Consider the following 19,110-nt stretch of genomic DNA (forward strand, 5'->3'; position numbering starts at 1 on the left):
TTTTTTACTTTTAGTATTATACATTAATTACTTAGCCGTTAGCAAAAATAAATACATTAACTTCCATATGTTGCTTGTGTTAATGTTATGCATCTATTTATTAATTCTTTTAACACTTCCACATCAATATCCGCAACTTTATTAATATACACACAGGCTTTTCCAGAAGTATGCTTGCCGAACCTTTCCAATATGGCATCACATTCCGCATCACCAGTAGCGATATACAAACTAATTTTCGCCTTACGCGGGGAGAATCCTACTAGCGGTGCATCTCCTTCATGACCTGTCGCGTATTTATAATGATACGTCCCAAAACCAATAATACTTGGTCCCCACATTTTCGCCTCATAGCCAGATGCTTCACTGAAAATTTCCAGCAATTTATAAGCATCTTCTCTCTTTTTTGGACTTTCTACATTTTCAATAAACTCAATGACACTGTTATCGGTTTCTTTCATCTTTGGTTCGTACTTTGCCAAGTTAACATCCCCCTTAAACTATGAATGAAATATAATATTCATTTTACAGGCAATTGTTATTTTTGACGAATTACTTCTAATTAAATTATTGTATGATTAAAACGAGCCTTTCTCGATTCCTCGAAAAATAGCTCGTCCTTTTTCTATCTTGATGGTCTGATTAGGAAACCACCGTTAAATCTAGTTGGTTCATATGAAATGATAAACGCTTTAGGCGATAAAGATAAAATATAATCTCTCAGTTTTAATTCGTTTTTTCGTTTTGCTAGTACTTTCATACAAAGGCGTTTTCCATCTTTTCCGTCCGCTACCCACGAGGTAACACCGTAGCCTTTCGCCCGAACTTGAATCGGAATTTCAATTTCTAATGAGTCGACGATCACATCAAATACAACGTAGCCTAGTGCTAATCGATTTTCAATGATACTTCCACAATATACGCCAAGACCCCATCCAATACAATAAGCGACAATATTTAACGGTTCGTCCAGATTATCAAGAACCATCGTTAATCCCATTAAATAGACAAACACTTCCGCCATAGACAAGAATGACGCCACTACTCTGTAACCTTTAATAACTAAAATCAAACGTAAAGTAGTTAATGTCATATACACAACATTAATAACAATAATAAGCAATATGATAGAATCCATATTTACTTCCACCTTTCTTACGTAATACCGTGGCTTTCGTCTAGTATTCAAATCATTATACAGTATTTCTTTATAAATGGTATTAAAACTCTTCTCTGCTTTTGTTAAATAAAACAGGGGCTCTCTGATTTACCCAGAATGCCCCCTTTGTTATGAAAGTACTTTCTCTAATACAATTTTATGCGACCCTTTTTCACTATGAAAAGTTTCGATTACATCGAAACCAAATTTAATATTTAGTAGTAGCATTTCTCGTCTTTTATTTCGAGAAATAGTTCGGACTTTTGGATAGCCAAGAGATTTTACTTTCTCGTGTTGCCGACGCATGAGTTCAGATGCAATTCCTTTTCCACGATAATCAGAATGTACCCCGCCTAGCCAGCTATAAAACATATGATCATTAAACTCATATCCAATTTTGAAACCCACAACCCGATCACTGTCTATTGCCACAAAAATGAGGAGATTCTTCTTCTGAGTTAGCTCTTCTAACCTTAGCTCAGCTCCCTCAAAAACATGCTTATGTAGCTCCATAATGCCAATAAGCACATCCGTCTTTGGTATCTCCTGATAATATATATATTCCATCTATTCGTGCTCCTTATTAAAGATGATGACTACCTATTTCGTTTCCGCTATTTTCTTTAATTCGCTAGCTCTAGAAATTATAAAGTTCTTCATATATTTTTCTAAAAACAATATGTCTGCTATTTTTCCTATTATTCCAAGAGGAGCTTTATACGCAAATGTATCCTTCATAACTGTTCCTACGTTATAGTCAATAAATTCATGCGTATGTGTAAAAGAATGAAAAGCTCCTCGAATCATCACATCGGTAAACGTACGAGGTGCATTCATATTTATAATCTTTGCGTTTAATCGCTGCTTCACACCAAAATGGGTTGCTTCCCACGTAACACTATCCCCTAGTTGCAATAATCCTGTTGTTACACCAGCCACTGCTTTTTCGTTTGTATTTTTTGTTGTTACTGTATGTATTTCCACGTTTCGGGCAAGGTCAAAACATTTTCCTATTGGAGCTTCGATATATGTTTCGTGTATTATTTTAGGCATTCCCCCGTCCCCTTTTACTTTTTTTCTTTCATATCATTCTTATCGGTTTGGATGTTTATCCACTCGATTATTTCACCAGTTTGTTTTAGCTTCACTCCAGTTAACTGATTGCCAAATACGGCAGCTGTATCGATATTCCAAGAGTTGCTTTCTGCATTATATATTGGAGAATCAGACGGTGTATGGCCGATAATTTGAAGTTTTTGTATGTTTTTCAAAGGACCTCTATTCCATAAAATACCATTTTCACTTGTTTCATTGAATGGGTTATTCGCTAGTTCCGAAATACCTGCATGACTGATAAAAACGCGATCGTTCCCCCAAAATAACGGCATTCTTCGAAGCCACTTCACATCATCTTCTATGTCTTGGTCGGTCATAAAATATTGGTGCAACGTTTCAGCTCCACCTTGTTTTAACCAATTATTGTTTGGCGGGTGTGTCATATGTTCGATCATTTCATATTCATGGTTACCCTTTAAAAAGACTGCTTGATCTGCGTATTGTTCCTTCAGTTTTCTTGCCAGTTTTATCACTTCTGGTGATTTGGTACCTCGGTCTATTAAATCACCAAGCTGAATCAATATTTCCGTTTCTCTATCCCAATGTTCGATCATTTTCAAAAATGTTTCATAACAGCCATGGACATCCCCAATGACAAATAAGTTCAATTACATTTCTCCTCATCGTCTTTTTTATACTATACGCATGATGTTGGCTAACTATTTTATTACTGGAAAGAGCTTTCATTTTGGAAGTTGTTATATAATAAGCATAATATGCGCAAGAATGTTCTGTCTACTAGTCTACGCGAAAGGAAGGTGAATACGATTGAGAAACCGAGGAGCGACTGTCATTATTGAAAATGGGCGGATTGCGTTAATCAAACGAACGAAGCCACATACAACTTACTATGTATTTCCAGGTGGAGGTATTGAAGATGGCGAGACACCAGAGCAAGCCGCTATCCGAGAAACGCACGAAGAACTAGGGGTACATGTTCGTATTCAACGGACACTGAAAATATTACAATATAATGGCACTCAGCATTTTTTTCTAGCTGATATTATTGGTGGGAAATTTGGAACAGGCACCGGAGAAGAATACTCGCACACTTCTGTACAGCGTGGAATTTATGAACCAATATGGGTTAACATCGATGATCTGCCTTCACTTGACGTTCGCCCTAAAGTGATTGTAGAGCTTCTTTTAGCAAAATAAAAAAACAGTCCACAGTGCGCACATAATGACAGGATTAACTAGTAAGTATTAATTATGATAAATACAAGGAGTGTGCGTCATGGGCTGGGTCGAATCGATTCAAAAAGCAATTAATTATATAGAAGCAAACTTACTGAATGAGTTGACGATGGAACAAATTGCAAAAGTAGCAAATTCGTCAGTGTTTCATTTCCAACGAACATTTGCCATCCTAACCGACATGTCAATTGCCGATTATATACGGCGCAGAAGATTAACATTAGCAGCGCAGGAATTAATAAATAGCGATATAAAAATAATCGACCTTTCCTACAAGTATGGCTATGACACTCCCGAAGCTTTTACAAAGGCATTTCGCAAGCAACATGATATGACGCCTAGTGCTGCTAGAAAGAAACTAGGTAAACTACAGTCTTATAACCGTTTAGTAATCCAGGTAAGTTTGAAAGGAGCCGAACCAATGAACTATAAAATTGTTGAGAAAGAAAGTTTCCAAGTGGTTGGAGTGAAAAAAACATATAACTGTAAAACAGGTGAAAATCTGCAAGGCATCCCGTTATTTTGGGATGAAGTGAACACAAATGGCACGGATGATCTGCTTTTCCAATTAAACAACGGGAAAATTGAAGGGGTACTAGGCGTTTGTGTTGTAGATGAAAGCCAGAAAGATAGCGGTTTAATGGACTATTGGATTGCTTCTGCGCGTGTTGGAGATGTTCCGGGAAATTTATCGACTTTGGAGATTCCTACTTCGAAATGGGTTATTTTTGAAGTACACGGCCCGATGCCACATGCAATGCAAGATACATGGAAACAAATTTATTCCGAATGGTTTCCTTCTAATCCATATGTCCCAGCTGGAACTCCTGAGTTAGAAGTGTATTCCAATGAAAATCCAAACAATGCTGATTATTATTCGGAGATTTGGATTCCAATTAAGTAAAAGGAAACCCGAAGAGCGATTTTTAGTTACTCCTCGGGTTTTTATTTTCTATAATCTTTATAGCTTAACTGTACAGAAATATGAAAAGTTCCTGTTTTATGTTACTGTTTTGTTATGAAAAAAATCATTCCTTTGCTTTTTTTACTTATCATTGTTTTTATTTCGTCTGGACAAACAGCTGAACAGCAATCGCTTGTACCAGTGCTCGAAAAGTGGTTACCGAATAGACCGCTGGAATCCATCCTTTCCCATTTTCAAATTCCGTACTGGGGCATTCTAGTTTCCGTTGAAGAACGTGGATATTATCCATTTTTGGAATTTTTGATTCGAAAAGGTACGCATTTCTTTTATTTTGGAATAATAGCACTCGCTATATACGCTGCTTTGCCTAAATTCAAATATCGTATACTTACAGCCATTATCCTCACGATGCTCTTTGCAGTCGCGGATGAACTACATCAATCATTTACAAGTGGTCGCACAGCTTCTGCTCAAGATGTGTTACTTGATACTGCTGGTGCAATGACTGCACTTCTATTATTAACTTTCTTAAGAAGGATAAAACGAAGAAAATCCGCTAAGTTATAGTCCTTTAGCGGATTTTCTTGATAGTATTTAGCTTTATTATTTTTTGAAATAAAAACCCAAGCCCGAGCGTAACAATACTTATAATTGTTAGAATGGAATAAGCATTAATAATTGGCTTAAACTTCACTTTTTCAGACGTGATTTCGAATACCCCAACTGGTTTAACTGAAAAATATCCTCCCCCACCTTCACCTTGGGCAGCAGATTCTTTTTCATCCACGTTGGAATATCCCCCTCCTCCACCAACATAATAATTAACTTTGGCAACTGGAAGTACTTTTTTATCTTCTAATTCAATCGGTTCTCCATAAACCAATGAAGCATCCTTGGCACGGGAAAATTTTTCGAATATAGACCGAATAGGAGAATGATAAATGGCGTGTTTATCTTCTGATCTAGCAACAAACTTGTCTGATTCCATAAATTTTCTACCTCCTCATATGTATTAACTACTTCGACACTTTTAAAGTAAACCCTTCTATCTTAAAAGTAGTACCATATGATCTTCATCGTAATATGTGTTGGCCATTTTTAAAGCCTTTTCTTCTACACCAAAAACTTTAAATCCTAATCCTGTGTACAAATTTTTAGCTTTCTCGTTCGTTGATACGACAGACAAATTTATCTTTTCAATTTCTTCTAGCGATTTCGCTTTATGAATTGCTTCCATAAGCAATGCTTTTCCCGCCCCTAGTCCACGCGCTTTCGGACTTACATACATCGCAAAAATAGTTGCCCGATGCTTCATTTTAAGATAACTTTCTTGAGACAATGTAACCATCCCAACAAGTTTGTACTGATGGAATGCCCCGAAAGTGTAGTTGCCCTCCGTTTGTAGATTTTTTTCCACCTGCTCAATTGGATTGGTTCTTTGTATCGCTTCTTCATAACTTGTGCCAAATGCTTCCGGGCTTGTCTGTAATGCTTCTAGCCTTAATTCCCAGTATGCACTTGCATCTCCTGGTGTTAATAGTTTTATCTCCATCACTTACTCCTTTGTTTTTGTTAATTCATCCATTGAAATGTAAGAATCCCTCCTACAGGCTTTATTCGTGAAGTATAATCAAAAATCTTTGTAGGAGGGGGTTCCTTTACATTTAGCGCTCGCTTTTTAAATGTCCAATCAATTCATCCAAGTTCATCTCACCTATGATTCCTACTCTATGCTTTCTAACAGAGACAACATGCTTCTCCATTTCTTGATCTCCCACAATGAGCATATACGGATGTTTTTGCAGAGCTGCTTCTCGAATTTTCAAACCAATTTTCTCCACACGGTCATCAATTTCTGCGCGATACCCCTCTTGTTCAAGTTGCTGCTTCACCTCTTTAGCATACGAAATATATGCATCCGATATTGGTAAAATCTTCACTTGAACAGGTGCTAACCAAAGCGGAAAGTTTCCTTGAAAATGCTCTAGAAGAATAGCTATGAAGCGCTCGATAGAACCATAAATCGCACGGTGAATCATTATCGGTTGGCGTAGTTGATTGTCCTCATCGATATATCCACAATTAAATTTTTCTGGCATTTGGAAATCAAGTTGCACTGTTCCACATTGCCAGCTACGACCAAGGGAATCTAAAATATGAAAATCGATTTTCGGACCGTAAAATGCCCCGTCTCCTTCATTTACTTGATATGCTACTTCTTTCTTCTTTAGCACCGCTTCAAGCGCATGCTCTGCTTGATCCCAAACTTCCACAGATCCCATAAAATCTTCCGGTCGAGTAGAAAGCTCTACTTTATAACTAAAACCAAACTCGGAATAAAATTCATCCACTAAATCGAGCACTTTATCGATTTCCCTTTCTATTTGATCTTCTCTTACGAATAGATGCGCATCATCTTGTGTAAATGCACGTACTCTTAAAAGTCCATTTAACGATCCGGATAACTCGTGACGGTGCACTAAGCCAAGCTCCGCGTAACGAATCGGAAGCTCTCTATAGCTTCTTTTTTTACTATTGAAGATGAGTACTGCCCCCGGACAATTCATCGGTTTAATCGCATACTTTTGTTCATCCACATTAGCAAAATACATATTTTCATGATAATGATCCCAGTGGCCTGACTGCTCCCAAAGCTCTTGCTTCATCATAATGGGTGTTTTAATCTCCTGGTAACCTGCTCTTTGGTGCTTCACTCGCCAAAGGTTTTCCAGTTCGTTTCGTAATGCCATGCCCTTTGGTAAATAAAACGGCATTCCTGGTGCTTCTTCACTAGACATAAATAGCTCTAATTGTTGACCTAACTTCTGATGACTGACTCTTTCTTCTGCTTTAATTGACATGTAAATTCCTCCTATGAATTGAAATAAAAAAGACCACACCCATCCCTGGTAAAGGGACGAGTGTGGTCGTGGTTCCACCCTAATTTTGTAACACAAAAAATTGTACTACGCTCATAAAAAGATAACGGTTCTCCCGATTATGGATAATTGCATGTATTGTTTTCTCCATAATAGCTCCAAGGTGGTAAATCATTCGTTTTTCTTTAAGGGCTCTCAGCCAATGACCCTGTTCTCTGATAAGAAAAAATGGAAGGATTCATATCCTTATCTTCGCTTGAATTATTAAATTTTAAATACAAAAAACCACACCCATCCCGGTAAAGGGACGAGTGTGGTCGTGGTTCCACCCTAATTTTGCAACACAAAGAATTGTGCTACGCTCATAAATAGATAACGGTTTTCCCGATTATGGATAATTGCGAGAATTGCTTTCCCCATAATAGCTCCAAGGTGGTAAATCATTCTTTTTTCTTTAAGGGCTCTCAGCCAATGACCCTGTTCTCTAATAAGAAAATGTGGATGAATCATGTCCTTTTCTTCGCTTGTTTACGATTTATAAATTATTTTGTTTAGTATATGCAAAAAATTTTAAATAGTCAACACTTAGATAAGTAGGAAAAGTGTGTTTTCCAACTAAACATTGAATTTTTCCAACTAAAACCTCAATTTTTCCAACTAAAGATAACTTTATTCCAACTAAACCCGCTTTTTTTACAACTAACACAAAAAGTTGGAGCCTTTCCTACGTGAAAAGCTATATTCTACTCCGTTCTCTTTACCCTTCATACGCATTCAATGCATTCACACTATGCGCAAGGGCCGAACCGGCTTTTAAAGCGGTTGCTACGAAAATAGCTTCTGTGATTTCTTCTAAGGAAATGTCTAATTGTTTTGCTTTTTTTGTATGTGCTTCAATACAGTACGCGCAACCAGTAACATGCGCAACCGCTATAGCCATTAGTTCTTTGTCAGTTTGACTTATTAACCCTGGTTTCATCGCTTCCATATCGAATTTATTGAATGCCTTAAAAGCATCTGGATTTGCACCGCCCAATTCTTTAAACCTAGCCATATTCGATCTTTTATACAACTCATCATCTTCCGCCCCGTCGAACGCATTCAGTCCATTTAATCCATGAGCAAGTGCGGAACCTGCTTTTAATGCTGTCGCAACCATCACTGCTTCTAGCATTTCTTCTTTGGAAGCTTCCAATTTTTTCGCTGCGGTTACATGTGCTTCAATACAATATGGGCAACCGGTTACATGTGCTACCGCTATAGCAATTAATTCTTTTGTTCTCTTTGGAATTAATCCTTCTGCTAGAGCTAATTGGTCAAATGCCACAAATGCTTTAAATGTATCTGGAGCGAGCTTCCCTAATTCCACTAATCTACTAGCGTTAGATTTTACATATAAACTATCGTTTGTCATTTTATAGCCTCCATTTATTAAATAGTATTCACGCTTACTTTGTTAAGATGATCTACATGCACATCCTCAAATTCTCTTGCAATTCTTTCAAACGCTTCTTTAATTACAGATCTTGGGGATGGAAGGCAGATTCTTTGATATTGCAAACCTTCCTCTCCAAACATACTTCCATCTTCCAAGAGTACATTTGCCTTATTGTAGATACGATCATGTACTTCTTCAGGAGAAAGGCCATAAGCGCTAAAATCCATCCACATTACATACGTGCCTTCCGGGATTCGCACTTTTACTAGAGGCATTTTTTCTGCTAGGAAATCTACTACCCAATCTATTGTGTGATCTATATACTCTTTCAATTGCTCTAACCATTCTTCTCCTTCGTTATAAGCCGCTATTAGTGCAGCGATTGTAAATGGAGACGCTAGTTGAAAGCCCATTATTTCACTGAATGTTGTTCTGAGCTCTGGATTAGTTATAATCACATTCGTGCAATGAAGTCCCGCAACATTAAATGTTTTATTAATAGCGGTACAAGTAATAATATGATCTACATTTTCAGCAACTTTTGCGATTGGGATAAATGCCTGATTTCCTCTTATTAAATCACCATGAATTTCGTCCGCAATAATTAACACATTATTTTTTGCACAAATATCGGATAACTTTCCAAGCTCTTCTCTGGTAAATACTCTTCCTACCGGATTATGAGGATTACATAAAATGAATAGCTTCGTCTTTTCCTCTTTTGCCTTCGCTTCAAAGTCCTCAAAATCAATCGAATAATAGCCTTCCTCATCACAGTTGAGTGCATTATTTACTACGAGTCTCTTATTCCCTTCAATGACCGCTGTAAACGGCGGATACACTGGACGTTGAATAATCACCCCGTCTCCTGGATTCGTAAAAGCCCTTACCGCTATATGCAGCGCATGGACTGTTCCAGGACTATAAATAATTTCTTCCTGTTTAATCTCCCAATCATGTCTTTTTTTAAACCAAGTTTGAATGGCTTGATAATACTCCTCGGGAAATACAGAATAACCAAATATTTTATGATCAACCGTTTTATGCAAAGCATCTATTAACGGTTGTGGTACCGGTAAGTCCATATCCGCGGTAAACAAAGGAATCGTTTTTTCGTCGTATCTTTCAGTCAATCCCATTTCTTTAATTAATTTTTCTCCATCCCATTTTAGTGAGTGGGTACCTCTACGGTTTACTATTTCATCAAAGTTGTATCTCATCTGAAATTCCCCCTTCTAATATTAACAACGCTTACAATCAATCTATCAAAAATAGTTTAGCACCTAAACAATATGACGTCAATGTTATTTTTAAACTAATCAGACAATTATAAGATTTACCTCTAAGCTACTTGTAAAATTACTCTCATGTTACAATAGTCATAATATGCCACAGAAAATTTACGTGAATTTTAGGAGGAGAAAAAATGTCTAGAGAAGAAGTGTTTAGTGAACTGATGGAGTCACTATACGAAGTTTCTAGAAAAATTGCTTCATATGAAAGTGTGCCTAGAAAATACGGTACAGAAGATGAACTTTATATGGTAGAAGCACATACAATTAATTTAATCGGCAACAAAATACAAACTACTTCAACAGAACTTACTGAACTCACTAATAAAACAAAAGGTGCTATCTCTCAGATGGTGGATAAACTTACCAAAAAAGGGATGATAATAAAAAATAAAAACCCTAAAGATAATCGAGAAGTCATCCTTGAATTATCGGAAAAAGGAAAAACAGTGTATGAATATCACCAAAAATTGGATGAAATGGAATATGAGAAACTTTTAGCAAAGTTAGGTGAATTTTCGGAGGAAGACTTTTTAAAGTATATTAAATTGACTTCTCTACTAATTCCTGAAGTGGGATAACTAATCTGATCAGATAACCAATACAATAAGTATTTCTACGAAAGAGGTGTTGTTTTGAATTTTATCGCATGGACGATAATCGCTTGTGAAATTGGTTTTTGGGTCGTTATTTTACTCGGTCTCGTCACAAGATACATATATAAAAAAGAACGTTTTGGTTTGTTTTTTCTTGCGTTAACGCCCGTGATTGATCTAATCTTACTTGCTATTACATCTATAGATTTATATAACGGAGCAACCGCAACTTTAGCACACGCTATTGCTGCAGTTTATCTTGGTTCTTCGATTGCCTTCGGTAAAAGTATGATTCGCTGGGCGGATGAAAATTTTCGATACTATGTACAAAAAGAAGGTACTAAACCGGGACGCAAAACCGGGATGGAATATGCACGACAGTCGTTAAAAGGAACTTTGCAACATTTACTCGCATATATCATTGGCGGAGGTCTACTTCTCCTTTTAATATATTTTATCGATGATCCTTCTAGATCAGAAGTTTTATGGGGTACTTTGAAAATTTGGGGACTCATCCTTGGCATTGACTTTGTCATCTCCATTTCCTATTTTATATGGCCACGACTTTCTAAAACTAAGTAAAAGGCATGCCCTAGGTTAAGGGGCATGCCTTTAAAATTATTTTATACAGCTCGATTCCAAAAGCGATGCATCGCAATTGCCTCGATAAAACTTTCTACAAAACTAGTTTCCGTCTCTTCTGTTATGACACCCGCTTGTCCTTTCAACCCGAGTTCATCGAGCAATTGATCTCCATAAAACGTGGCGGCAATAGGTTTGAAATGATTATATACCTCCTTCACAAAGTATGCAGCTTCTTTTTGGTACGTTGGTGTTGTGCCTTGTGGACTTGCGATATACACAGCATCAAATAATACCGAATCTGCAGTTAAAAACGTATGTTGGACTGCAAGTGAAGATCCGTCTGCTCCTGTTATAGTCCCTTGACAGTCGCTGACAATTTCTACTTGGGCTCCCTTCGCTTTTAACGCTTCTAAGATGGCGATCAGCTCTTTATCAAACCCTTCTGAAACTAATACAGCAATTTTGCGAGTATCCGGTTTCTTAACTGAATTGGATTGACTTAACGCTGGAGAACTCTTGCTATTGTTAGATGCATTATTCCCCTGTACAGTGAGTCCTAAATTTTTGGCAACCTGGCTTGCCAAGTCTTCATCTACATTTACGAGCATTTCTACGACTTGCTCGCGAACAGTCTTTTCTTTACACATGCCAAGCTCGAAACTAAATGCATTGACAATATGAAGCTTCTCCGGATCACTCATACTATTCCAAAACATCGTTGCTTGAGAGAAATGATCCTTAAAGCTTTCGCTTCGCGCACGAATTTTGCGTCCATCCACTTTTTCTTGGTAATGTGCGTATCCACCCTCTTCCTCGCTAACTGGAGTTGGTGTATTGCCGGCAAGAGAGTTTTTATGATAGCTGACTTGTCCAACATTTATCGTTTGTCTGCCGTATCCATCTCTCTGATTATTATGAAAAGGGCAAACTGGTCGGTTAATCGGAAGCTCATGGAAGTTCGGACCTCCAAGTCTTATCAATTGTGTATCTGTATAAGAGAATAGCCTTCCTTGGAGCAGTGGATCATTTGTAAAATCAATACCCGGCACTACATTTCCGGGGTGAAATGCCACTTGTTCGGTTTCAGCAAAAACATTATCTACATTTCTATTCAAGGTCATTTTTCCAATAATTTTTACTGGCACGTCTTCTTCCGGCCATAATTTAGTAGGGTCTAAAATATCAAAGTCAAACTGAAATTCATCTTTTTCCTCTATTATTTGCACCCCCAATTCAAATTCTGGATAATTCCCACTATCAATTGCATCGTACAAATCCTGTCTATGGAAATCGGGGTTTTTACCATTTAACTTTTGTGCTTCATCCCACACAACGGAATGCACTCCTAAAACTGGCTTCCAGTGGAACTTTACAAAATGGGATTTACCTTGGTTGTTAACGAAACGGAATGTATGGACACCGAATCCTTCCATCATTCGAAAACTTCTGGGGATTGCACGATCAGACATCGTCCACATAACCATATGAGCAGTTTCTTGATTGTTAGCTACGAAATCCCAAAACGTATCGTGTGCAGTTGCTGCTTGCGGAATTTCATTATGTGGCTCGGGCTTCACGGCATGAATTAAGTCCGGAAACTTGATCGCATCTTGAATAAAAAACACGGGAATATTATTTCCTACTAAATCGTAGTTACCCTCTTCTGTATAAAACTTCGTAGCAAATCCACGAGCATCACGGGCTAGTTCACCAGATCCACGAGAACCTGCAACCGTTGAAAACCTTACAAAAACAGGTGTTTTTGTACCGGGCGTTTGCAAAAAATTCGCTTTTGTATAGGCGTGCATGGATTCATATAATTCAAATTCTCCATGAGCACCATATCCTCTTGCATGTACAATTCGCTCAGGAATTCGTTCATGGTCAAAATGCGTCATTTTCTCACGGAAATGAAAATCTTCTAAAAGAGTAGGACCTCGTTCACCGATCTTTAAAGAGAATTCATCCTCTGAAACTTTTAGTCCCTGATTCGTAGTCATTGCTTTGTCTTTATCATCCACACGAAACTGTTCCAATTGTTCCTCTTTGCTGTTTGCGTTCACTTTATTATCCAAACTAGTTCCTCCTCCATCTTTTATGCTGTCCATTACTTTCCATACCCTATTTTTCTATGAAAAAACTTTACGCAAATAAATTAATCATATTATTTTAGTAGGATTTATCATTGACTTCACTACGTTGAAGTAGTAAGATAATTTCAATAACTGGCTTTGAAAAGCTTTTTTTATTTACCGTTAATTCCTACCATTCCAATATATTTTGTTTATACAATTTGAAGGAGACGAATACTTGTGCATAATTTATTTATCAAAAATGAGAAACAACAAGAATGGCTCCATAATTTAGCTAGATTAGAAGAAAAGTTTAAAAGTAAATCTGCTGAAATTGATGAGCTTTCCATCTTCCCGAAAGAAAATGTTGAAGATTTAGTAAAGCTTGGTTATACGAGCACTACATTGCCTAGAGAATATGGCGGCGAAGGGCTATCTGTTTATGATATGGTGCTTCTACAAGAGACACTAGCAAGCTATGATGCAAATACTGCATTATCAGTTGGCTGGAGCTTAGGTGTAGTCGGTGATCTATTTGAAAAAAAACTTTGGACAAAAGAGAAATTAGATTTCTTTTCAAAGGAAATTTTGAATGGTGCGCTCATAAACCGTTCTGTTAGTGAAGCACAAACTGGAAGCCCAACACGTGGTGGACGTCCAGGAACGACGGCTGTTAAAAATGGGGACACTTGGGTACTGAACGGTCGGAAAATTTTCACCACAGCTTCTCCTGTACTCACTTACTTTTTAACTTCCGCATGGATTGCAGAAAAAGAAAAGGTTGGATTTTTCCTTATTCACCGTGATACAGCAGGAGTTTCCATAGAGGATACATGGGATGTTGTTTCTATGCGAGGAACTAGTAGTAATGATTTAGTGCTTACAAATGTCGTCGTACATGAAAGTGATTTAGTGGAGCTTCCCGAGTTAGTAAGCGGCGGTAAAGTGAACGGTTGGTTACTCCATATTCCAGCTACTTATTTAGGTGTGGCATCAGCGGCTCGTGATTATGCGGTTCACTTTGCTAACACTCATTCTCCAAATAGTTTAAATGGACCAATTGCACAATTACCCAATGTGCAACAGCTAATTGGGGAAATTGATTTGGAACTCACGAAAGCACGTTTTGTCATTTACGGAGCTGCCTCTGCTTATGACAATGAAGGTTCCAGAGACTTTTTAGCGAATGAAGTCTCCGTTGCAAAGCATGTCGTAACAAATTCAGCTATAACGATTGTTGATAAAGCGATGCGCTTAGTAGGAGCGAAAAGTTTGCAACGAACAAATCCATTACAACGCTATTACCGAGATGTTCGAGCAGGACTACATAACCCACCAATGGATGATATGACGATAAAAAAATTAGCGCAGTCTGCTCTGGAAGAAGATAAAAATAAAAATCTAGTGAAACAACAGGAGGAACATACACGATGAATATGAAAAAGTATTTACAATTAGCTACAGTAGGTTTAGCATCTATGACAATTTTAGCGGCATGTAGTTCAGGTGGAGCTTCCACTTCCTCGGAAGACGAGGACGTTCGAAAAGTAAAAGTTGCTTACGACCAAGCTTCTAAGCCAATTTCATGGTTAGACGACAAAGGAAATGCCACTGGTTATGATGTAGAAGTGATGAAATTAGTGGATGAGCTATTACCTGAATATGAGTTTGAATACGTAGGAACGACAAGCGACGATTTATTAATAGGCGTGGAGCAAGGAAAATATCAAGTTGGGGTGAAAAATGCGTTTTGGACAGAGGAACGTACAGCAAAGTTTATCTTTCCACAAGAATTCCTTGGACTAAGTAGCGCTGGACTTGTCTTGAAAAAAGAAAATGAACATATTAAAACTTTAGCGGATTTCGCTTCAGCTGGCTTCTCTCTTGCACCAATCGCTGCAAACAATGCGCAATATACAATTATCGCTGAGTACAATGATGCAAATCCAGACAATCCGGTAAAACTGGAAGCTGGAGATGCATTTACTGTAGACGTCGTGCAATGGGTAAATGAAGGTCGAGTTGGCGGTGGAGTAATAATCGAAGGTCCATTTCAAAAACAAGTTCTCGAAGAAGATGGTCCATACTACAACTTAAAAGATGAAGTTGTTTATAATGAATTCGCCGTTATTAAAACATGGCCTTTGTTCAACAAAAAAGAACAAGAATTTGCAGATGCGTATGATAAAGCTATTAAACAATTAAAAGAAGATAAGAAAACAAACGAACTTAGCACGGAGTACTATGGCCGTGACCTATTTGAAGTATTAGATAACGTAAATCGATAATAAGTGAATTCCAATTAGAAGGCTGCCTACGCGTCGGATACGCCAGCAGCCTTTTACCATTTTAGAAAGGGGAATAATGAGCAATATGGAAAAGTATTTTGATGCGTCCTATATATGGAGTTCGTTTCCAGCGTTACTTCCATTTTTAAAAATAACCTTCTTAGTTGCAGGCCTTTCCATTATTTTCGGTACATTTTTTGGTCTAATACTAGCGTCGATGAAGCTTGGGAAAAATAAAGTGGCAAGAAAAGTAGCGAACTTCTATACAACGATTTTAAGATGTACCCCTTCTATCGTCCTGTTATTTTTAGTTTACTATGGTGTTCCATCAATTGCAGATAACTTTGGTATCTATTTGCATGATATTGACACAGCAGTATTCGTTGTTATTACATTTACATTGCAATTCGCTGCCATCATGTCGGAAGTTATTCGCTCCGCTTATGAGTCTATTGAAAAAGGGCAATTTGAAGCTGCAGTTAGCGTTGGATTAAGTCCTTTTCAAGCATACCGACGCATTATTTTCCCACAAGCACTTGTTGTTGCGCTTCCTAACTTTGGAAATGGCATGATTGCACTATTACAAGAAGGTTCGCTAGCATACACAATCGGTTTAATTGATGTCGTTGGGAAAGCGAATTTAATTATTGCAGCAAATTATAATACACATGCCTTGGAAATATTTATTGCATTAGCAATCATTTATTGGATTTTATCTATCTTGATTGAAAAAGGTTTTGGAAAGCTAGAAAAAATGTTTAGCAAAGGCAAGCAAACGATTAAAGCGACTTAAGGAGTGTTAAGAATGTCGGATGGTTTAAATTATAAGTTTTTAGTAGATACATTTTTTGTTGCATTATCCGGTGTACCAATCACCCTATTCGTCACTGCTGTAGCTTTGCTTGTCGCACTGCCGTTAGGATTTTTATTGGCATTAACTCGGATCAATCAAATTCCTATATTGAATACTTTTTCACAAGTGTATGTTTCTTTTGTAAGAGGTACACCGATTATTATTCAAATTTTCATCGTTTATGCAAGCGTTCCGTTAATCTTAACTGCCATTACAGAAAAATATAATTGGAATATCAAAATTTATGATATTAATCCAATTTGGTATGCGTTTATCGTCTTTTCTTTTAGCACTACCGCTATCTTAATCGAAGTATTCCGCTCTGCGCTAAGTACGGTGAGTAAAGGTCAGTTGGAAGCGGCACAGGCAGTTGGATTGACTAATTTTCAAGCATATCGTCGTATTGTGATTCCACAAGCACTTGTAGTAGCATTACCTAATATTTGTACAGCTACGGTGAACTTGATAAAAGCAACATCATTAGGCTACGCCATGTCATTACAGGAAATTACGTTAAAAGCGAAAGTTGCTGCAAATGTTGGCTATAACTATGTGGAAGCGTATCTTGATATTTTCCTTGTTTATATTATCCTGTGCAGTTTAGTAGAGTATGGATTTAAATTATATGAAAAACGACTACGAAAATATCAATATGTAAGTAGCTAAGGAGGAGACTTGAATATGTTAGAAATCAAAGACATTCATAAGTCATTCGGGAAGAATGAAATATTAAAAGGCGTCGATTTAACGATTGATAAAGGCGATGTAGTAGTCATTCTCGGACCAAGTGGCTCCGGTAAAACAACTTTACTACGGTGCATTAACTTTTTAGAAAAAGCAGACAGCGGAAAAGCAGCTTTTGGCGAACTACAAGTGGATTTACATAGTGCTTCCAAAAAAGACATTCATGCTATCCGTCAAAAAACAGCCTTTGTTTTTCAAAGTTATAATTTGTTCAACAATAAAACAGCTTTAGAAAATGTAACGGAAGGCTTAATCACCGGACGCAAAGTGCCAAAAACAGAAGCAAATGAAATCGGAAAAAAGGCATTAGATAAAGTAGGATTATCCGATAAATACGACTCTTACCCTAGTCAGCTATCAGGTGGACAACAGCAGCGTGTTGGCATTGCTCGCGCAGTAGCGTTGAATCCAGATATTATTTTATTCGATGAGCCTACTTCAGCACTCGATCCTGAGTTAGTAGGTGAAGTATTAACGGTTATGAAAAACATTGCAAACGAAGGCACAACGATGCTTGTCGTCACGCACGAAATGTCCTTTGCAAAAGACGTCGCAAAACGTGTTATCTTCATGGATGGCGGGGTTGTCGTAGAAGAAGGAACACCTCACGAAATATTCGTTAGCCCAAAAGAAGAGCGTACAAAGAAATTTTTGAAGCGTGTATTACCAGAGGATTATACGTTTTATATTTAGGAGGTCTTATTTTAGCACCTAATTGTTCTATTCCAAAAAACGTAACAGACGAAGCACTGAACGCATTTCAAAATAGTTTATATGATTAAAATAAAACCGGATGAAGATTTCCCTCTCTTCATCCGGTTTTACTTATGTTTATGCTGCAAATGACAGCCCTTTTTCAGCAAGGTCTGTCATTTACTGTGTCATCCCGTTCTACCCCCTTTTTTAATTCTTAATATTCCAAAAAATATATTGACAAAAGAAACCGTTTACAATATTCTGAATACTAATTAGAGAAAACGTTTTCGTAAAACGTTTTCCTAACAAGTAGGAACAGGTGATTACGTATGGAAAAGTTAACAATCAAGGATATAGCCAGGGAGGCAGGTGTTTCAATCACTACAGTTTCAAGAGTATTAAACAATAAAGAAGATGGAATGACTCAAAAAACTCGGGAGAAAGTACTTAAAGTAATGAAAGAGCTAAATTACCAACCAAATAAGTTAGCTCGCGGTTTAGTAACGAAGCGTTCCAGTATGCTCGGATTAATCGTCCCAAATATCACCAACCCTTATTTCCCAGAACTTTGTCGAGGAGCAGAAGATGAAGCAAATAAAAGGCAATATAGTCTCATCATTTGTAATTCAGACGATCAATCTCAAAAGGAAGAAAATTATATACGTTTACTAAAAGAACAACAAGTAGACGGAATATTACTTTCTAGTAAGGATCGTTTATCACAGACTAGTAAAAATCAGTTACAAAGTGGCAAAATCCCTTATGTACTATTTGATCGTGGAGAAGAAGGAACTGATTATTCAGGTGTCTTTTTAGACAATGAGAAAGGTGGATATCTAGCAGGGAAACACTTGACAGATTTGGGTCACATTCAAATTGCCTGTATGACGGGACCAACTGAGATTCAAAATTCAAAACAAAGACTTTCTGGATTTCAACGGGCCCTCACAGAAGCAGCTGTAGAACTTCCTGCATCCTCCATTTTGGTTGGTGACTTTCATATGGACACCGCTTATCGAGTAGCAAAAAAGTTTCTACAGGAAAACATGGTGACCGCTATATTTGCTAGTAATGACTTAATGGCCTGTGGTATTTACCAAGCCGCACATGAAATAGGAATTCAAATACCTGATCAACTATCCATCGTTGGTTTTGATGACATCCCATTAGTAACCGCATTAATCCCAAAATTAACTACTGTTAGGCAAGATATGTACGAAATGGGACGTAAAGCCATAGAACTACTTATTAACAAAATAGAAGATAAGAC

The 19,110-nt window shown here is 37.4% G+C and carries 22 protein-coding genes and 2 other annotated features; of the genes, 11 read left to right on the plus strand and 11 right to left on the minus strand.

Going from position 1 to position 19,110, the window contains the following annotated elements; all coding sequences use genetic code 11:
- Positions 1 to 56 precede the first annotated feature (56 nt).
- From FG383_RS06695 to FG383_RS06715, 5 genes are all read right to left on the minus strand, one after another.
- Positions 57 to 461, minus strand: coding sequence for a DUF1801 domain-containing protein (locus FG383_RS06695; RefSeq protein ID WP_142606319.1), 405 nt, complete (start codon positions 459 to 461; stop codon positions 57 to 59).
- A 164-nt stretch (positions 462 to 625) separates the two neighbouring features.
- Positions 626 to 1,138, minus strand: a complete 513-nt coding sequence (locus FG383_RS06700; RefSeq protein WP_142606226.1) for a DUF2179 domain-containing protein — start codon at positions 1,136 to 1,138, stop codon at positions 626 to 628.
- 150 nt (positions 1,139 to 1,288) lie between these two features.
- On the minus strand, positions 1,289 to 1,726 hold the full coding sequence (locus tag FG383_RS06705) for a GNAT family N-acetyltransferase (RefSeq protein ID WP_142606228.1): 438 nt from the start codon (positions 1,724 to 1,726) through the stop codon (positions 1,289 to 1,291).
- A 33-nt stretch (positions 1,727 to 1,759) separates the two neighbouring features.
- Complete coding sequence (locus FG383_RS06710; protein ID WP_142606230.1) at positions 1,760 to 2,212, minus strand: SRPBCC family protein; 453 nt, start codon at positions 2,210 to 2,212, stop codon at positions 1,760 to 1,762.
- A 14-nt stretch (positions 2,213 to 2,226) separates the two neighbouring features.
- The gene (locus FG383_RS06715; protein WP_142606232.1) at positions 2,227 to 2,883 is read right to left on the minus strand and encodes a metallophosphoesterase family protein; all 657 of its coding nucleotides are present in this window, start codon (positions 2,881 to 2,883) and stop codon (positions 2,227 to 2,229) included.
- Between the two features lie 160 nt (positions 2,884 to 3,043).
- Here FG383_RS06715 and FG383_RS06720 point away from each other — a divergent pair, with 160 nt between their 5' ends.
- The 3 genes from FG383_RS06720 to FG383_RS06730 all read left to right on the plus strand — a co-directional run bounded on the left by FG383_RS06720 (position 3,044) and on the right by FG383_RS06730 (position 4,964).
- Positions 3,044 to 3,433: an NUDIX hydrolase gene (locus tag FG383_RS06720; protein ID WP_142606234.1), complete on the plus strand. Its 390-nt coding sequence runs from the start codon at positions 3,044 to 3,046 to the stop codon at positions 3,431 to 3,433.
- 79 nt (positions 3,434 to 3,512) lie between these two features.
- Positions 3,513 to 4,376: an AraC family transcriptional regulator gene (locus tag FG383_RS06725; RefSeq protein ID WP_142606236.1), complete on the plus strand. Its 864-nt coding sequence runs from the start codon at positions 3,513 to 3,515 to the stop codon at positions 4,374 to 4,376.
- A 114-nt stretch (positions 4,377 to 4,490) separates the two neighbouring features.
- Positions 4,491 to 4,964, plus strand: a complete 474-nt coding sequence (locus FG383_RS06730; RefSeq protein WP_142606238.1) for a VanZ family protein — start codon at positions 4,491 to 4,493, stop codon at positions 4,962 to 4,964.
- 4 nt (positions 4,965 to 4,968) lie between these two features.
- Here FG383_RS06730 and FG383_RS06735 read toward each other — a convergent pair whose 3' ends face one another.
- The 5 genes from FG383_RS06735 to FG383_RS06755 all read right to left on the minus strand — a co-directional run bounded on the left by FG383_RS06735 (position 4,969) and on the right by FG383_RS06755 (position 9,934).
- A complete protein-coding gene (locus FG383_RS06735; protein ID WP_142606240.1) occupies positions 4,969 to 5,385 on the minus strand; it encodes a GerW family sporulation protein in 417 nt (138 codons plus the stop codon).
- A 57-nt stretch (positions 5,386 to 5,442) separates the two neighbouring features.
- Positions 5,443 to 5,949: a GNAT family N-acetyltransferase gene (locus FG383_RS06740; protein ID WP_142606242.1), complete on the minus strand. Its 507-nt coding sequence runs from the start codon at positions 5,947 to 5,949 to the stop codon at positions 5,443 to 5,445.
- A gap of 112 nt (positions 5,950 to 6,061) precedes the next feature.
- Positions 6,062 to 7,258, minus strand: coding sequence for a threonine--tRNA ligase (gene thrS, locus FG383_RS06745; protein ID WP_142606244.1), 1,197 nt, complete (start codon positions 7,256 to 7,258; stop codon positions 6,062 to 6,064).
- Positions 7,259 to 7,307: 49 nt separating this feature from the next.
- Positions 7,308 to 7,538: a binding site (T-box leader), on the minus strand.
- A 38-nt stretch (positions 7,539 to 7,576) separates the two neighbouring features.
- Positions 7,577 to 7,806, minus strand: a binding site (T-box leader).
- A 227-nt stretch (positions 7,807 to 8,033) separates the two neighbouring features.
- Positions 8,034 to 8,690, minus strand: coding sequence for a carboxymuconolactone decarboxylase family protein (locus FG383_RS06750; RefSeq protein WP_142606245.1), 657 nt, complete (start codon positions 8,688 to 8,690; stop codon positions 8,034 to 8,036).
- Positions 8,691 to 8,707: 17 nt separating this feature from the next.
- Positions 8,708 to 9,934 (minus strand): MalY/PatB family protein, encoded by a 1,227-nt coding sequence (locus tag FG383_RS06755; protein WP_142606247.1) that lies wholly within the window; start codon positions 9,932 to 9,934, stop codon positions 8,708 to 8,710.
- A gap of 206 nt (positions 9,935 to 10,140) precedes the next feature.
- Here FG383_RS06755 and FG383_RS06760 point away from each other — a divergent pair, with 206 nt between their 5' ends.
- Together FG383_RS06760 and FG383_RS06765 are read left to right on the plus strand one after the other, a co-directional pair.
- Positions 10,141 to 10,587, plus strand: a complete 447-nt coding sequence (locus FG383_RS06760; protein ID WP_142606249.1) for a MarR family winged helix-turn-helix transcriptional regulator — start codon at positions 10,141 to 10,143, stop codon at positions 10,585 to 10,587.
- A gap of 54 nt (positions 10,588 to 10,641) precedes the next feature.
- Positions 10,642 to 11,184, plus strand: coding sequence for a hypothetical protein (locus FG383_RS06765; RefSeq protein ID WP_142606251.1), 543 nt, complete (start codon positions 10,642 to 10,644; stop codon positions 11,182 to 11,184).
- Positions 11,185 to 11,225: 41 nt separating this feature from the next.
- Here FG383_RS06765 and FG383_RS06770 read toward each other — a convergent pair whose 3' ends face one another.
- Positions 11,226 to 13,295 (minus strand): catalase, encoded by a 2,070-nt coding sequence (locus tag FG383_RS06770; RefSeq protein WP_142606253.1) that lies wholly within the window; start codon positions 13,293 to 13,295, stop codon positions 11,226 to 11,228.
- Between the two features lie 204 nt (positions 13,296 to 13,499).
- On the opposite strand from FG383_RS06770, the gene FG383_RS06775 reads away from it, so the two are divergent.
- From FG383_RS06775 to FG383_RS06800, 6 genes are all read left to right on the plus strand, one after another.
- Positions 13,500 to 14,693, plus strand: a complete 1,194-nt coding sequence (locus FG383_RS06775; RefSeq protein ID WP_142606255.1) for an acyl-CoA dehydrogenase family protein — start codon at positions 13,500 to 13,502, stop codon at positions 14,691 to 14,693.
- Positions 14,690 to 15,547, plus strand: a complete 858-nt coding sequence (locus tag FG383_RS06780) for a transporter substrate-binding domain-containing protein (protein ID WP_142606257.1) — start codon at positions 14,690 to 14,692, stop codon at positions 15,545 to 15,547. The genes FG383_RS06775 and FG383_RS06780 overlap by 4 nt, the downstream gene beginning before the upstream one ends.
- An 85-nt stretch (positions 15,548 to 15,632) precedes the next feature.
- A complete protein-coding gene (locus FG383_RS06785; protein WP_142606259.1) occupies positions 15,633 to 16,340 on the plus strand; it encodes an amino acid ABC transporter permease in 708 nt (235 codons plus the stop codon).
- A 12-nt stretch (positions 16,341 to 16,352) separates the two neighbouring features.
- Positions 16,353 to 17,066, plus strand: a complete 714-nt coding sequence (locus FG383_RS06790) for an amino acid ABC transporter permease (protein WP_142606261.1) — start codon at positions 16,353 to 16,355, stop codon at positions 17,064 to 17,066.
- A gap of 15 nt (positions 17,067 to 17,081) precedes the next feature.
- Positions 17,082 to 17,837 carry an amino acid ABC transporter ATP-binding protein gene (locus FG383_RS06795; protein WP_142606262.1) on the plus strand — a complete coding sequence of 252 codons (756 nt, stop codon included), beginning with the start codon at positions 17,082 to 17,084 and terminating at the stop codon, positions 17,835 to 17,837.
- Between the two features lie 332 nt (positions 17,838 to 18,169).
- Positions 18,170 to 19,110: LacI family DNA-binding transcriptional regulator (locus FG383_RS06800; RefSeq protein ID WP_221887511.1), on the plus strand; the 941-nt coding region annotated here is incomplete at its 3' end.

The organism is Psychrobacillus soli (genome assembly GCF_006861775.1).
Classification (GTDB): domain Bacteria; phylum Bacillota; class Bacilli; order Bacillales_A; family Planococcaceae; genus Psychrobacillus; species Psychrobacillus soli.

Bases quoted from the DNA above. Each gene is read 5' to 3' on its own strand.
- FG383_RS06735 (WP_142606240.1), bottom strand. From the start codon at position 5,385: ATGGAATCAGACAAGTTTGTTGCTAGATCAGAAGATAAACACGCCATT.
- FG383_RS06795 (WP_142606262.1), top strand. From the start codon at position 17,082: ATGTTAGAAATCAAAGACATTCATAAGTCATTCGGGAAGAATGAAATA.
- FG383_RS06780 (WP_142606257.1), top strand. From the start codon at position 14,690: ATGAATATGAAAAAGTATTTACAATTAGCTACAGTAGGTTTAGCATCT.
- FG383_RS06705 (WP_142606228.1), bottom strand. From the start codon at position 1,726: ATGGAATATATATATTATCAGGAGATACCAAAGACGGATGTGCTTATT.
- FG383_RS06710 (WP_142606230.1), bottom strand. From the start codon at position 2,212: ATGCCTAAAATAATACACGAAACATATATCGAAGCTCCAATAGGAAAA.
- FG383_RS06785 (WP_142606259.1), top strand. From the start codon at position 15,633: ATGGAAAAGTATTTTGATGCGTCCTATATATGGAGTTCGTTTCCAGCG.
- FG383_RS06750 (WP_142606245.1), bottom strand. From the start codon at position 8,690: ATGACAAACGATAGTTTATATGTAAAATCTAACGCTAGTAGATTAGTG.
- FG383_RS06790 (WP_142606261.1), top strand. From the start codon at position 16,353: ATGTCGGATGGTTTAAATTATAAGTTTTTAGTAGATACATTTTTTGTT.
- FG383_RS06725 (WP_142606236.1), top strand. From the start codon at position 3,513: ATGGGCTGGGTCGAATCGATTCAAAAAGCAATTAATTATATAGAAGCA.
- FG383_RS06760 (WP_142606249.1), top strand. From the start codon at position 10,141: ATGTCTAGAGAAGAAGTGTTTAGTGAACTGATGGAGTCACTATACGAA.
- FG383_RS06740 (WP_142606242.1), bottom strand. From the start codon at position 5,949: ATGGAGATAAAACTATTAACACCAGGAGATGCAAGTGCATACTGGGAA.
- FG383_RS06755 (WP_142606247.1), bottom strand. From the start codon at position 9,934: ATGAGATACAACTTTGATGAAATAGTAAACCGTAGAGGTACCCACTCA.
- thrS (WP_142606244.1), bottom strand. From the start codon at position 7,258: ATGTCAATTAAAGCAGAAGAAAGAGTCAGTCATCAGAAGTTAGGTCAA.
- FG383_RS06695 (WP_142606319.1), bottom strand. From the start codon at position 461: ATGAAAGAAACCGATAACAGTGTCATTGAGTTTATTGAAAATGTAGAA.
- FG383_RS06700 (WP_142606226.1), bottom strand. From the start codon at position 1,138: ATGGATTCTATCATATTGCTTATTATTGTTATTAATGTTGTGTATATG.
- FG383_RS06770 (WP_142606253.1), bottom strand. From the start codon at position 13,295: ATGGACAGCATAAAAGATGGAGGAGGAACTAGTTTGGATAATAAAGTG.
- FG383_RS06730 (WP_142606238.1), top strand. From the start codon at position 4,491: ATGAAAAAAATCATTCCTTTGCTTTTTTTACTTATCATTGTTTTTATT.